16 protein-coding genes and 1 tRNA gene are annotated in these 13247 nt (G+C 71.7%); 8 read left to right on the forward strand and 9 right to left on the reverse strand.

Annotation, left to right across the window (positions count from 1 at the left end):
- The first annotated feature begins 63 nt into the window (after window positions 1-63).
- Window positions 64-1860 carry a D-glycero-beta-D-manno-heptose 1-phosphate adenylyltransferase gene (gene rfaE2, locus AB0B39_RS04820; RefSeq protein ID WP_357491091.1) on the forward strand — a complete coding sequence of 599 codons (1797 nt, stop codon included), beginning with the start codon at window positions 64-66 and terminating at the stop codon, window positions 1858-1860.
- Entirely contained in the window at window positions 1857-2735 is an 879-nt protein-coding gene (locus AB0B39_RS04825; RefSeq protein ID WP_234584178.1) for a glycosyltransferase family A protein, read from the forward strand. Before rfaE2 ends, AB0B39_RS04825 begins: the two co-directional genes overlap by 4 nt.
- Before the next feature lie 7 nt (window positions 2736-2742).
- Here AB0B39_RS04825 and AB0B39_RS04830 read toward each other — a convergent pair whose 3' ends face one another.
- The 3 genes from AB0B39_RS04830 to AB0B39_RS04840 are packed head-to-tail and all read right to left on the reverse strand — an operon-like array spanning window position 2743 to window position 4906.
- On the reverse strand, window positions 2743-3849 hold the full coding sequence (locus AB0B39_RS04830) for a glycosyltransferase family 9 protein (protein ID WP_357491093.1): 1107 nt from the start codon (window positions 3847-3849) through the stop codon (window positions 2743-2745).
- A gap of 8 nt (window positions 3850-3857) precedes the next feature.
- Window positions 3858-4409, reverse strand: a complete 552-nt coding sequence (locus tag AB0B39_RS04835) for an Hsp20/alpha crystallin family protein (protein ID WP_357573519.1) — start codon at window positions 4407-4409, stop codon at window positions 3858-3860.
- Window positions 4406-4906: a DUF2231 domain-containing protein gene (locus AB0B39_RS04840; RefSeq protein ID WP_357491095.1), complete on the reverse strand. Its 501-nt coding sequence runs from the start codon at window positions 4904-4906 to the stop codon at window positions 4406-4408. Before AB0B39_RS04840 ends, AB0B39_RS04835 begins: the two co-directional genes overlap by 4 nt.
- Before the next feature lie 164 nt (window positions 4907-5070).
- Here AB0B39_RS04840 and AB0B39_RS04845 point away from each other — a divergent pair, with 164 nt between their 5' ends.
- Window positions 5071-5688 carry a pyridoxamine 5'-phosphate oxidase family protein gene (locus AB0B39_RS04845; protein WP_357573520.1) on the forward strand — a complete coding sequence of 206 codons (618 nt, stop codon included), beginning with the start codon at window positions 5071-5073 and terminating at the stop codon, window positions 5686-5688.
- Window positions 5689-5709: 21 nt separating this feature from the next.
- On the opposite strand, the gene AB0B39_RS04850 is transcribed toward AB0B39_RS04845, so the two are convergent.
- Both AB0B39_RS04850 and AB0B39_RS04855 read right to left on the reverse strand, forming a co-directional pair.
- The gene (locus AB0B39_RS04850) at window positions 5710-6066 is read right to left on the reverse strand and encodes a VOC family protein (RefSeq protein WP_357573521.1); all 357 of its coding nucleotides are present in this window, start codon (window positions 6064-6066) and stop codon (window positions 5710-5712) included.
- Window positions 6067-6146: 80 nt separating this feature from the next.
- Complete coding sequence (locus AB0B39_RS04855; protein ID WP_357573522.1) at window positions 6147-6551, reverse strand: VOC family protein; 405 nt, start codon at window positions 6549-6551, stop codon at window positions 6147-6149.
- Window positions 6552-6704: 153 nt separating this feature from the next.
- Here AB0B39_RS04855 and AB0B39_RS04860 point away from each other — a divergent pair, with 153 nt between their 5' ends.
- The gene (locus tag AB0B39_RS04860; protein WP_357573523.1) at window positions 6705-7349 is read left to right on the forward strand and encodes a class I SAM-dependent methyltransferase; all 645 of its coding nucleotides are present in this window, start codon (window positions 6705-6707) and stop codon (window positions 7347-7349) included.
- Here AB0B39_RS04860 and AB0B39_RS04865 read toward each other — a convergent pair whose 3' ends face one another.
- On the reverse strand, window positions 7350-7544 hold the full coding sequence (locus AB0B39_RS04865; protein ID WP_357491105.1) for an ATP-binding cassette domain-containing protein: 195 nt from the start codon (window positions 7542-7544) through the stop codon (window positions 7350-7352).
- Entirely contained in the window at window positions 7541-8746 is a 1206-nt protein-coding gene (locus tag AB0B39_RS04870) for an MFS transporter (protein ID WP_357491107.1), read from the reverse strand. Before AB0B39_RS04870 ends, AB0B39_RS04865 begins: the two co-directional genes overlap by 4 nt.
- 97 nt (window positions 8747-8843) lie before the next feature.
- Between AB0B39_RS04870 and AB0B39_RS04875 the strand changes: the two genes are divergently transcribed.
- The 3 genes from AB0B39_RS04875 to AB0B39_RS04885 all read left to right on the forward strand — a co-directional run bounded on the left by AB0B39_RS04875 (window position 8844) and on the right by AB0B39_RS04885 (window position 10941).
- Window positions 8844-9638, forward strand: a complete 795-nt coding sequence (locus AB0B39_RS04875; protein WP_357491109.1) for a helix-turn-helix transcriptional regulator — start codon at window positions 8844-8846, stop codon at window positions 9636-9638.
- A 16-nt stretch (window positions 9639-9654) separates the two neighbouring features.
- On the forward strand, window positions 9655-10185 hold the full coding sequence (locus AB0B39_RS04880; protein ID WP_357491111.1) for a 2'-5' RNA ligase family protein: 531 nt from the start codon (window positions 9655-9657) through the stop codon (window positions 10183-10185).
- A gap of 147 nt (window positions 10186-10332) precedes the next feature.
- Window positions 10333-10941 carry a hypothetical protein gene (locus AB0B39_RS04885; protein ID WP_357573524.1) on the forward strand — a complete coding sequence of 203 codons (609 nt, stop codon included), beginning with the start codon at window positions 10333-10335 and terminating at the stop codon, window positions 10939-10941.
- A gap of 142 nt (window positions 10942-11083) precedes the next feature.
- Here the strand turns inward: AB0B39_RS04885 and AB0B39_RS04890 are convergent, their stop codons facing one another.
- The gene (locus tag AB0B39_RS04890) at window positions 11084-11689 is read right to left on the reverse strand and encodes a TetR/AcrR family transcriptional regulator (protein WP_357491115.1); all 606 of its coding nucleotides are present in this window, start codon (window positions 11687-11689) and stop codon (window positions 11084-11086) included.
- 89 nt (window positions 11690-11778) lie between these two features.
- On the opposite strand from AB0B39_RS04890, the gene AB0B39_RS04895 reads away from it, so the two are divergent.
- Window positions 11779-12831, forward strand: coding sequence for an aldo/keto reductase (locus AB0B39_RS04895; protein WP_357573525.1), 1053 nt, complete (start codon window positions 11779-11781; stop codon window positions 12829-12831).
- A 250-nt stretch (window positions 12832-13081) separates the two neighbouring features.
- Here the strand turns inward: AB0B39_RS04895 and AB0B39_RS04900 are convergent.
- Window positions 13082-13158: transfer RNA gene (locus AB0B39_RS04900), tRNA-Thr, on the reverse strand.
- Window positions 13159-13247 lie beyond the last annotated feature (89 nt).

Consider the following 13247-nt stretch of genomic DNA (forward strand, 5'->3'; position numbering starts at 1 on the left):
CCTGCGGCGTAGCCCGGTCCCGGCGCAGGTTTGTCCCGAGGGCCGCTGGGGACCCGGGGAGGCATGGCAGGAGCAGCAGCGGAACAGCGCCGGCTCGCCACCGTCGTGGAGAGCTGGCTCGGGCGCCCGGTCCTGATCATCGGCGACGCCATGCTGGACGAGTGGCGGTTTGCCGACTCCGACCGGCTCTGCCGGGAGGCGCCCGCCCCGGTCCTCACCCTGCGCCGACGGATCTCCGCCGCCGGTGGGGCCGCGAACACCGCGGTCAACGTCGCCACCCTCGGCGGTCGGGCCGTGCTGGTGGCGCCGGTCGGCGCCGACGTGGCCGGCGACGAACTGCACGACTGTCTGGACCGGGCCGGCGTCTGGGACCGCACGGTCAACCAGCCCGGTCGGCCCACCCCCGTGAAGCGGCGGATGCTCGCCGGCAACCAGATCCTGCTCCGGGAGGACTCCGGCGACGCGGACGACGCGCTCGACCCGGAGGGGGTGGACCGGCTGCTCACGGCGCTGGACTGCGCCACCGAGGAGCTGCGCGCCGCCGCCGGCGGAGAGGCGCCGACCCTGGTGGTCTGCGACTACGGCCTGGGCGCGCTGCCCGCGCCGGTCCGCGCCTGGCTGGTCGAGCAGCGCGAGCGGTACGCCACTGTCGCGCTGGACGCCCACGACCTCGCCGACTGGCGGGGGCTCGCGCCGACTGTGGTCACCCCCAGCTTCGCCGAGGCGACCCGGTTGCTGGCCCGTGCCGGTGGCGCGAACCGCTCGACCGCCGGCACCGACCTGCACCTGGAACACCCCGACAACGATCCGGCCGACGGGCCGTCCGAGCTGAGCGTCGGCGCCGCCCCGGGTGGGGCCCGCGCCGACGACCGGCCCGGCCCGGTCGGCGAGCCCACCCCGGGCGAGGGTCGGGTGGCCCTCACCGGCGACGGCCTCAGCGTCACAGGCACCGGCGTCACAGTGAACACCGAGGCTGGAGCGGGCGTGGACCGGGCCGTACTGGCCGAGTCGCGCCTCGCCGAACTGCGCGCGCACACCGGCGCGGACGTGGTCGCGGTGACCCTGGACACCGACGGCGCGGTGGTCGGCGGCGCGGACGGGGAACGGCGGCGCAGCCACAGCACCCCGGTCCCCGCGAGCCACGCGGTGGGTGCGGGAGACGCCTACCTGGCGGCGATGACGCTGGCCCTGGCCGCCGACGCGCCGCTGCCCACCGCCGCGCAACTCGCCCAGCTCGCCGCAACGATCACCGTGTCGGACACCGGCACCTGCGTGTGCCTGCGCAACGACCTGCTCGCCGCCCTCGACATGCCACCGGAGACCGCCGGGCACCCGGCGGTGGTCGGCACCGACGAGTTGGACGCGATCGTCGCCGAGCACCGCGAGGCGGGCCGGTCCGTGGTGTTCACCAACGGCTGCTTCGACGTGCTGCACCCCGGGCACGTGCGCTACCTGGAACAGGCCCGCGCCCTGGGCGACCTGCTCATCGTGGCGGTCAACTCGGACGGCAGCGTACGCCGGCTCAAGGGGCCGGACCGGCCGGTCAACCCGGTCGAGGACCGGGGCGCCCTGCTGGCCGCGCTCTCCTGCGTGGACCATGTGGTGGTGTTCGAGGAGGACTCGCCCGCCGCGCTGATCGAGGCGGTCCGGCCCGACGTGTACGTCAAGGGCGGCGACTATCCGCCGGAGCTGGTGCCGGAGGCGCCGCTGGTGCGCCGACTCGGCGGTCAGGTGCGCACGCTGGGGTACGTGCCGGACCGGTCCACCTCGGCGATCATCGACCGGATCCGGTCACACAGCCAAGAGCCGTCGTCGCACGCCACCGACCCGTCGCTGAGCCCGCGCACCCAGGCGTCGTGAACCGGCCCCTCGCCCTCGGCGCCCCGGCGGAGTTCCGTGCCGACCGGCTGGTCGACGTGTTGATCCCGACCCGTAACCGGCCCGCCGAACTGGCCGTCACCCTGGCCGGGCTCGCCGCCCAGGGCGGGGTCCCCGGCTTCGGCGTGGTGGTCAGCGACCAGTCCGACAACGATCCGGCGTACGCCCATCCCGCCGCGGCCACCATGGTCCGGGCGCTGCGGCACGCGGGCCACCCGGTGCTGTTGACCCGCCGGCTGCCGCGCCGCGGGTTGGCCGAGCACCGCGCCTATCTGCTCGCCGCGTCATCGGCCCGGTACGTGCTCAACCTCGACGACGACGTCTGGCTGGAACCCGGGGCGCTGCACCGGCTGGTCGCCGCGATCGAGGAGCTGGGCTGCGGGTTCGTCGGCAACGGTGTGCACGGCCTGTCCTACACCGAGGACGTACGACCGGACACGCACCGGCACTACGAGGAGTGGGCCGGTCGGCCCGTCCCGGAGCGGATCCGGCCGGGCACCCCCGAGTGGGACCGCGCCCGCATCCACTCGGCGGCCAACCTGCTGCACGTCACCGCCGAGCTGGCACTGCCGCCGGGCGCGTGGCGGGCGTACAAGGTGTCCTGGATCGGCGGGTGCGTGCTCTACGACCGGGCCAAGCTCGTCGACTCCGGGGGCTTCGACTTCTGGCGGCGGGTGCACGAGCGGCACCAGGGCGAGGACGTGGCCGCCCAGCTCGCGGTGCTGGCCCGCCACGGCGGGGCGGGCATCCTGCCCAGCGGCGCCTACCACCTGGAGACCCCCACCACTGTCACCGAGCGGGACGTGGAGGCGTGGGAGGTGGTCCTCGCCGACGAGGACACCCCTCAGCCAGCCTGAGCGCCGCCTACGGGTTGAGCAGTTCGCGGGCCGATTCCAGCACCTCAACCACCGGCACGTCGGTGACGAACGAGTCGCGGTGCGGGCACTCGCCGTCGCCCGGCCGGTGCGGATAGATGCCGGGCGTGCAGTCCACGCCGCAGACCGGGCAGTGCACCATCCAGGAGCTGATCGGCCGGTGCCGGCCCCGCAGCGGCGTCGCCGTGTTGATCAGGTTGCCGACCCAGAAGATGCCCACCGTCGCCGTGCCCACCGCGGCGGCCAGGTGCAGCGGGCCGGTGTCGTTGGAGACGACCAGCGCGCAATCGGCGTAGCAGCCGGCCAGCCCGCCGAGGCTGAGCGTGCCCACCTGCGGCCGGACCGGCACCCCCGCCGCCGCGACCACCTGGTCCACCACCTCCCGCTCGGAGGGCGTACCGGTCACCAGCACCTCGTACCCGTCGCCGTGCAGCGCACGGGCCACCTCGGCGAACCGCTCGGCCGGCCAGCGACGCCGGGTGTCGGTGGCGCCCGGATGCAGCGCCACCCGAGGGCGGGCCGGCGGGCCGAGCACCCGCTCGGCCTCCGCCCGATCCGCGTCGGTGACCGCGAGCGTCGGCACGATGGTGGTCGCCGGAGCACCCACCAGGGCCACCGTCTCCAGATAGCGGATCACCTCGTGCTGGTAGTACACGTAGCGGATCCACCGGTCCAGCGGCGGCGCGTCGTCGGCGCGCAACCCGACAGTCACGCGGGCGCCGAGGCGGCTGACCAACGGGTTGGAGTTGGCGCCCCCGCCGTGGACCTGCACCGCCAGGTCGAAACCCTCGCCGCTGGCCGCCGCCACGAACTCGTCCATCGTGGATGCCGACTCACCGGCCTCCGGCTCCCGGATGCCGGGGCCCGGCGGCACCACCAGCACCCGGTCCACCGGGCCCGGCCGGTCGCGCCAGAGCTTCGCGTGCCACGGCGCCCCGAGCAGCACGATCTCCGCCGAGGGGTACGCGGCACGCAACGCGTCCAACGCCGGCAGAACGAAGATGAAGTCGCCGAGGGCGTTGGCACGCAGCACCGCGATCCGGCGCACGTCTTCGACTCGCCCGGCCGTCGGGCCGAGCAGGGACGGGGTGACCACGTGGCGCGCTACGACCGGTCGATCTCGCCGACGGTGTCCGGGTGGTGCAGCTCCCGGTCCGCGGCGGGATCGGCCGCCATCGGCGTACCAGCGGAGGGGCCGGCCGAGCGCGGCCCGGTGCGGCCGACGGTGATGGTGCGCGCGGTGGGCCGGGCCGCCCGCGGCAGGCGGACGCGCAGCAGCCCGTGGTCCATGACCGCGTCGATGCCGTCCGGGTCGACCCGGGACGGCAGGTCGATGCGGTACTCGAAACCGCGCGTCTCGAAGCCACCGGGAATGCCCTGCTCGGCGTTGACCTCCGCCTCGGAGCGGGCCCGTACGCACAGCTCGCGGTCGTCCAGCTCGACGGCCACCTCCTCGGGCGCGACGCCCGGCAGCCGGACGACGACCTGCCAGCCGTCCGACGTCTCGGTCAGTTCGACGTCGGACGACCCGGCCCGACCGCCGACCAGTCTGCTCAGCTCGGCGCGCAGCGACTGCAACTCGCCCATCGGGTCCCAGCCCTGTTGCCGGCCACGCCACCCCCGGCCGAACCCGCCGGGCTGCTGCTGCTCGCTCATCGCACGTCTCCGATCCGCTGGGTGGTGGGCCGCAGTGAGCTGGGCGCATCCAGACCGGCGTCCCGGTCGACGCCCACACCGAGCCGGTCGACCAGCTCGCCACCGAGCCAGGCGCTGATGCCGAGGATCGCCACCGCGACCACCTCGATGGCGATCAGCGCGCCACCGGCGGCCCGCGAATCGGCGTTGAGCCGGACCGCCCACACGGCGGCGAAGAGCAGGATCACCGCGAGGTTGGCGCCCGCGTGCAGCAGACCCACCCGCTTCGCGCGGGTGCCGGTCGGGATCGCCAGCAGGTCGAACGAGCCGGCCGCCGCGGCCAGCAGGCCGCCGATCAGGCCGACGGTGATGTTCCAGTACGCGACCTCGCCGAGGAAGTCGGGCCCGCCGACCGTGTCGATGATGTCGAAGAGCACCGCCGTGACCAGCAGCGCGACCGGGAACATGACCAGCATCGGATGGACTGGATGACCCAGTACCTTGAGTCGGCTCTCCATCTCCCGGCCTCCACTGGTCGGCTTTCCTGCGGACGGTATGAGCGGCGGGCGTGTCGGGTGAGGCCGTACCCCGGGCGACCGGGGGCAAACCTCGCGCTGGCCACGCGGGCCTAGGCTGGCGACGGTGGCGCCGCCACCCGGGTCAACGGCTGGGGGAGGATCGCGTGACGGTGGAGATCACCTCGCACGAGGAACTGCGTGAGCTGCTCGGGACGCCGGGTGTACGCGCCGCCAGCAAGGACCGCGCCCGCCTGCACGAGCGGGACCGGCAGTGGCTCGCCGCTTCGCCGTTCTGCCTGGTGGCGACGGCGGGCGCGGACGGCACCTGCGACGTCTCGCCCAAGGGCGACCCGGCCGGGTTCGCGCTGGTGCTGGACGACACGACAATCGCGCTGCCGGAGCGGCCGGGTAACAAGCGGGCCGACGGCTACCGCAACATCCTGGACAACCCGCACGTCGGGCTGCTCTTTCTGATCCCCGGGCGCACCGACACGCTGCGCATCAACGGGCGGGCCCGACTGGTACGCGACGCGCCCTGGTTCGACGACATGGTCGTCAAGGGGCACCGGCCGGTGCTCGCCGTGGTGGTGGAGATCGAGCAGATCTTCTACCACTGCGCGAAGGCGTTCCTGCGGTCCGCGCTGTGGCAGCCGGAGACCTGGCAGCCCGACGTGCTGCCGACCCGCGCACGCCTGATCAAGGAGGTCGAGGCGCCGCCCGAGAGCCTGGAGGACCTGGAGAGGCACTACGGCCCGGAGTACGCCAGGAAGATCTACACCTGACCGACCCCGGCCGGCGGGCGGTCAGGCCGCTGGCGTCACCAGGCAGAGGACATGGCCGTCCGGATCGGTGAGCACCGACTGTCGTTCGCCCCAGGGCTGATCAGCTGGCGCGTCAACGACCTGGGCACCCGCCTTCACCGCCGCAGCGGTCGCCGCGTCGACGTCCGAGACGAGGAAGCTCACCGCAACGCCGGCCAAGCCGGGCGTGGGTGGGCGTTCGTGCAGCAGAAGCTCGACCTCGGAACACGGAACGGCCAGGGCCACCATCTCACCGGCGCGGTACTTCTCGGTCAGCCCCAACGCATCCCGGTAGAGCGCCAGCGCGCGCTCCCGATCCGCCACCGACACGATGATCCGCCGCAACCCCCGTACCGTCACCAGGTCACCCTAACGGCGCAGGCTCGCCGCGGCGTTCCCGGCAAACCGCGTCCGACTACGGACTCTGATCCTGCCGGACGTCACTCCGGGGTGACCGACACCATCCACAGGTGGCCGTCCGGATCGGCGAAGACGCCCGCGTACCCCCATGGTTGTGCGGTCGGTTCGGTGACGACCTCGCCGCCTGCGGCGCGCGCCCGCTCGACGACCGCGTCCACCTCGGCCGGGGTGGCGGCCCCGAGGCCGAGCAGGCACTCGCTCTGCCCCCGCGGGGCGACCTCGTGTCCGCCGATCACCCAACCGAAGCCGCCGGTCGGGATGAGCATCAGGCGCAGCCCGTCGTTGACCACGAACTGCAACGGCTCCGGGATGCCGTCGTCGGCCAGCTCACCCACCGCTTCGAGGCCGAGGCTGTCGCGGTAGAAGCGGTACGAGGTCGGACGATTGGCGATCGGCAGGCTGATGATCACTGGTGCGGCTGGCATGGACGGCACCTCCACAGGTCGGTCGGACACGGCCACCGGCTCGGGGATGAGGACCGCATTTCCAGTATGGACAGCGGGGCTGACACTCGTAGCGCGTCGACAACCGGTGGCGCCGGATGCCCGCCCCCGGCATGACCCTCTAGCGTGGCCGCCATGAGTGTCGACGGCTGGTTGGCAGACACCCGCACGTCCTACGACACGGTCGCGGTCAGTTACGCGCACCTGGTCCGCGACTTCCTGGCACAGGCACCCTATGAGCGGGCGGCTCTGGCGTTGTTCGCCGACCACGTACGCGCCGCAGGCGGTGGCCCGGTCGCCGACGTGGGCTGCGGACCGGGTCGCATCACGGCGTACCTGAACGAGCTGGGCATCGCCGCCTTCGGCATCGACCTCTCCCCCGGAATGATCGCGGTGGCCCGCCACGAGCACCCCGACCTGAGATTCGAGGTCGGCTCCATGACCGATCTCGACCTGCCCGACGGCTCGGTGGCCGGCCTGATCGCCTGGTACTCGCTCATCCACATTCCCGACGAGCGGCTCGGTCAGGTCCTCGCGCACTTCCGGCGGGTGGTGCGCCCCGGAGGCCCGCTGCTGGTCGGCTACCACGTGGGCGACGAGACGACCCTCAAGACCGAGGGGTACGGCGGTCACCCCATGAGGATCCGCGTGCACCGCCGCCGGCCGGCGCAGGTCGCCGCCTGGCTACGCGACAACGGGTTCGCGGTCGAGGCCGAGATGACAGTCATCTCACCCGAGAGCAAGCTCGGCGGCATCACCTTCGGTCGACGAGAGCCCTGATCACCCGCGGATCCGGTCGGCGCCGAGCACGCTGAGCAGCGTGCTCTTGCCCGCACCGTTGGGCCCGATCAGTGCGCAGTGCTCCCCGGCGCGGATCGTGACGCTGACATCCGCGAGCAGCAGGCGACCCTCCCGCACGACATCGACGTCCCGGGCCTCGATCACCGTGTCGCCCGGGTCGGCGTACCCCGTCATTTCTGCGGCTCGGTGAGGAACACGCCGAGGGCCAGCGCCACCAGGGGGATCAGACAGATGATGGTGAACACGCCCTGCGGGCCCCAGGCTTCCGCCGCCACCCCGAGGACGGGCGCGAGGAGGCCGCCGATGCTCACGGCGAGCCCGAGGGTCACGCCCGCCGCCGTGCCGGGCCGCGACGGCAGATAGTCCTGGCCCAGCTTGACCAGCACGGCGAACGGGATGTTCAGGGCGATGCCAGCGAGCACGGCGAAGACGAGCGGCGGGTACTCCCCGGGCGTGAGCCGCAGGCCGACGAGTGCGGGAACGGCGACGATCGCGCCGAACTGCACGGTGCGGACCATCCCGACGCGGTCGGCGATCCGACCCCCCAGCAGAGTCCCGGCCACTCCGCCGACCAGGAAGCACGCCAGCGCCGCCCCGGCGAGACTCCGGCCCGCGCCCAGATGGCGTATCCAGAACAACTCGATGAAGGTGATCGCGCCGAAGAAGGCGACCGACCTGACGGTCTCGATGCAGGTCAGCACCAGGAAGGGGACCCAGCGGTCCCGGCCGTTGTGCGAGACGGTGCGCGCGGCCGGTCGCCGCAGCCGGTTCCGGTACAGCAGGAACCCCATGAGCACGGCCGGCGGGATGAAGAGCGCGGTCGCTCCGACGCCCATCGCGATCAGTGCGGGAGTGGCAAGCACCGGCGCCAGAAAGAACCCGACACTGCCCCCGGCGGCGAAGATGCTCATCGCTGTCGCACTGTCGCCCGCCGCCACCCGTGCCGACTTTCCGGCGGCCGGGTGGAACATCGCCACGCCGAATCCCGACACGCAGAGCAGGAGCCAGACCGCCACGTAACTGTCCACGAGACCGGACAGGCCGAGCCCGACTCCGGCGAGCGTTACTCCCGCCCCGGCCAGCCAGTCCAGCCGATAACGGTCGACGGCGACACCGATGAAGGGCTGCGGAACCGAGCTGCCCAGGGTCGCGGCGAGCGTGAGCCCGCCTGCGGCGACGTAGCTGTAATGGCGGTCCAGTACGAAATACGGGACGCAGGCCGGCACCAGACCCTGATAAAGGTCGTCGACCGCGTGGGCCGCGCCCCACAGTCGCATCCGCCGCCACGCCGACGGTTGCCTGTCCAGCTCCTCGGCCAGTGCCAGCACCGACTCGGGGTTGGCCGGGTTCGCTCGGCTGCTTGTCTCCGCCACCATCAGCTCTCTCGTTGCGGGTGTCGGAGGAAGAATGCCCGAGCGTCCCAGTTGCCGGCTATCGATATCCTGCCGACTTATGTCGCCAAGCAGCCAAGATGTGGACGGTCCCGCCCGGGTACCCCTGGCCGACCGTGACCGGATCGACTGGCACCACCACGGACGCCACCAGCTTGTCTGCCCCCGCAACGGAGTGCTGGCCGTGTCGACGCCGACGGGAATGTGGACGGTGCCACCGGACCGGGCGGTGTGGATTCCGGCCGGGGTCGCCCACGCCCATCGGGCGTACGGGCCCACCGACATGCGCGCGATCATGTTCGATCGCCCACTGAATCCGATGGGCGTGGATCAACCGACCGCCCTGGCCGTCTCGCCGCTGCTGCGCGAGGTGATCGTCAGCCTCACCGACGGCGAGGAGCTGACCGACGACGAACGGGACAACCTCGAACGCGTGGCGCTCGACCAGCTACGACGTGCGACCACACTGCGCCTTCGCCTGCCGTACCCGGCCGATTCCCGGCTGCGGGATCTTGCCGAGATCCTGCTCGAGGACCCCACCGACCGTCGCACCCTCGGCGAGCTGGGCACTGCCGTGGGAGCCGGCGCGCGTACCCTCAGCCGGCTGTTCCGGGAGCAGACCGGAATGTCGTTCCCGCACTGGCGGACGCAGCTGCGGTTGCATCACTCGCTCACGTTGATCGCCGTGGGTGAATCGGTGACCACGACCGCCGCGGCCAGTGGTTACAGCGGCCCCAGCGCCTTCATTCAGGCGTTCCGGGCCTACTTCGGGATGACGCCGGGCGAGTACTGCCGGAGCCGGCAGGGGCGCGATTCTCCTCCGACGGGCGCTACGCAGCACCGGTGGCGAAACCCCGTGGACGAGCACCGGCCGTGATCGGGAAACTGCCGGGATGGAACCGACACAGACGGCGCTCATCGTGCCGATACCCGAGGCCGAGGAAGCGGTGGGCCGGTTTCGGGAATCCCTCGACCCCGCTGCCTCCTGGGGCGTGCCGGCACACGTGACAGTCCTCTACCCGTTCCTGCCTCCGCAGCAGATCAGCGACCAGGTCCTGGCAGTACTGCGCAAGGCCATTGCCGGCATACCGCGGTTCGAGGTTGCGTTTACTCACATCGGCTGGTTCGGCGACACGGTCGTATGGCTCGCACCGCAGCCCGACCGTCCGTTCCGGAACCTCACCGCGGCGGTGTGGCAGCGGTTTCCCGAGACCGCCCCCTATGCCGGGGCGCACACCGAGGTGGTGCCGCACCTGACCATCGGTAGCGACGCCCCCGAGCCCACCCTGAGCCACGCCGCCGAGACGGTCTCCGCGCAGCTGCCGATCAACGCGGCCGTCGACATGGTGCGACTCATCGCCGGAACGCCGGGCCTGAGCCCATGGCGTACCGTCTGCGAGTTTCCGCTGGGGGCGGATCGCTGAGTACGTTCGGCAGTCCTCCGCGTACCGGGCCAGCCCCTCTGTCAGAGGCGCTACCGCAGGCGTACCCCGGTGGGTCGGCACCTGCGCTACCAGCAGGCCCGGGTGCGGAGCCTGGCGTCCGGTGTGAGTCGGTGCCAGCCTGGGGGCGTGCGGTACGACCCTCAACGGCACGTCTGGGCGGCGCTCTCCATCACCGACGTCTGCTCGCTGCTCGGCCGCTGTCCGGCCCGCTGGTGGCTCTCCGGTGGATGGGCCATCGACCACTGGTTGGGCGCGGTCAGCCGCCAGCACGGCGACATCGACGTCAGCACCCTCCGGCCGGGGCTCCCAGCCCTGCTCGGCAGCATGCCCGCCCAGCTGCGGCCGATCGCGGCCATGAGCGGGCGTCTTCTCCCGTTGACGGAGCACCTTGACGACCCCGAGCTGCGCAATATCTGGATACACGACGAGAACCGCGATCGTTTCGTCCTTCAGGTCAACGTGGAGGACGGCGACGAGTCGGTCTGGCGGTACCGCAGAGATCCACGGATCAGTCTCGGGTGGAGTTCGGCCGTCGCGACTGTCCGTGGCGTACCGACCGGAACGCTGGCCACTCAACTCCTGTGGAAGGCGCGAGATCCACGCCCGCAGGACGAGCATGACCTGAGCATCGCCGACCGCCTGTTACTCCCCGAGCAACGCCGGTGGTTGCGGATGGCGATCCGTACCGCGCACCCGCACTCGCCGTGGGCCAACGACCCCCCGGCGCGCGGCTGATCGTCGGCGCGGAACTGAGACCCGGTTCGAGCGGAGCTGCCGGACGGAATCGAATGACCTTCAGGGCCGACCCGCGCCGATGCTCGTGCTGCCGCACCGCCCGACGTCTGTTCGTTCAACTCCGCGCGAGTCGACTGGTGTCTCAGTGCGGGGATTCGCCGGACCGCAGTCCGTCGACGAGGAGCGCGACCATGCGCCGCCCGTAGTCGGGTTCCTCGTCCGGCATGGGCGCACACAGTTTGGCAACGGCGTACAGCAGGTCCTGGGCACCGACCCGGGCCCGGACCTCGCCGCTGGCCGTCGCGGCGTCGAGCAGGGACTCGAGGGCCGGTCCCAGCTTCTGCAGGAGATATCCGGGCAGGCCGTCGAACGCCGGATCGCCGGAGTGCAGGGCTGCGGCAAATCCGCGTTTGGTCGCGACGAACGCGGTGAACCGGTCGAGCCACTTCGCGAGGGCGACCCCCGGCTCGTGCGCGGCGGCCAGAGCCGGGGCAGCGTCGGCGCAGGCGTCGATCTCGCGCTCGATGACGGCCTTGATCAGGTCCGAGCGCTGCGGGAAGTGCCGGTAGAGCGTGCCGACGCCGACGCCGGCCAGATCGGTGATCTCTTTGGCGGGGGCGTCGACGCCGACGGTGCTGAAGACCGTCTTAGCCGCTTCGAGCAGGGACTCGATGTTGCGGCGCGCGTCGGTGCGCAGCCGGCGCGGGGCGCGATCGCGAACACTGAAATCTGCCGTGTTGTCGGACATGGCTGCGCCTCCCTTGCTGTTCCGGAAAGGCTTTCCGTATAGTTCCGGAAAGAGTTTCCAGATAACGACGATACCGCAGGGAGACGCTCATGCAGTACCGCACCCTGGGCCGGACGGGCATCAAGGTCAGCCCGTACGCGCTCGGCACGCTGATGTTCGCCACGGTGATTGGGAACCCCGACCCTGACGACTCGATCAAGGTCATCCACAGGGCGCTGGACGCGGGGATCAACCTCGTCGACACCGCCGATGCCTACGGCGACTCGGAGGAGATCGTGGGCAGGGCCCTCAAGGGGCGCCGCGACAAGGTCATCCTCGCGACCAAGGTGGGCCTTCCCAGGCTGAACGCGCTGCCCCGGACGCCGGGCACGGCCACCGACCCCAACCAGCGAGGCGCCTCCCGCCGCTGGATCATGACCGCGGTCGAGGACTCGCTGCGCCGCCTGCAGACCGACCACATCGACCTCTACCAGATCCAGCGCCCGGACCCCGACACCGACATCGAGGAGACGCTCTCCGCGCTCTCCGACCTGATCCGCAGTGGCAAGGTCCGGGCGATCGGGTCGTCCACGATGCCCGCATCCGACATCATCGAGGCCCAGTGGGTCGCCGAGCGGCGCGGGCTGGAGCGTTTCCACACCGAGCAGCCGCCCTACTCGATCCTCAACCGCAGCATCGAGAGCGAGGTGCTGCCGGCCGCGCAGCGCTACGGGATGGGCACGCTGGTGTGGGGCCCGCTCGGGCAGGGAATGCTCACCGGCCGGGTCCGCAAGGGCGAGCAGAACGACCTGCGCCGCGCCCGCTTCTCCAGGCACCTCACCGACGAGCGCCGGATCGACGTCGTCGAGCAGCTCATCCCGCTCGCCAACGAGGCAGGCATGCCGTTGACCCACCTCGCCATGGCATTCGCCATCGCACACCCGGGCGTGACCAGCGCAATCCTCGGCCCGCGCACGATGGAGCACCTCGACAACCTGCTCGCTGGCGTCGACGTCACGCTCACCGACGAGATCCTCGACCGGATCGACGAGATCGTCGCGCCCGGCACCGACGTCACCCGGCTCGACCAGGCCTACCTGCCCCCGGCCCTGCTGAACCCGAACCTGCGCCGCCGGCCGGTCAGCGAGCGTGGCGCCGCCTGATCAGCACGCCCCCGTCGAAGACGAAGAGCGTCTTGCCACCTTCGTCTGGCCTCGGAGCCCAGTCGACAGACCGCTCTGGGAGATCGCGGAGTCCTTCATCGAGCGGAGTCCTTCATCGAGTGCGTGGCTGGCGAGCTGCCGACGACAGAGCAGGTGGCTGCCCTCCTTGGACCGGCTCTGGCCTCCTTGGTGGCACAGCGAAAGGCCCAGGTCATGATCGGCGATGAAGCCGGTGACCTGGGCCTTTCCGTGGAGCCGCCTGACGGAATCGAACCGTCGACCTACGCATTACGAGTGCGTCGCTCTAGCCGACTGAGCTAAGGCGGCAACGATCAGCAAGTGTACGGCACCCCCCGGCTCCGGACCGAGCGGGATACCCCCGCGCCGCCGCCGGCACCAACCGGACAACCACCGCC

This window comes from Micromonospora sp. NPDC049114 (genome assembly GCF_040648635.1).
Lineage (GTDB): Bacteria > Actinomycetota > Actinomycetes > Mycobacteriales > Micromonosporaceae > Micromonospora.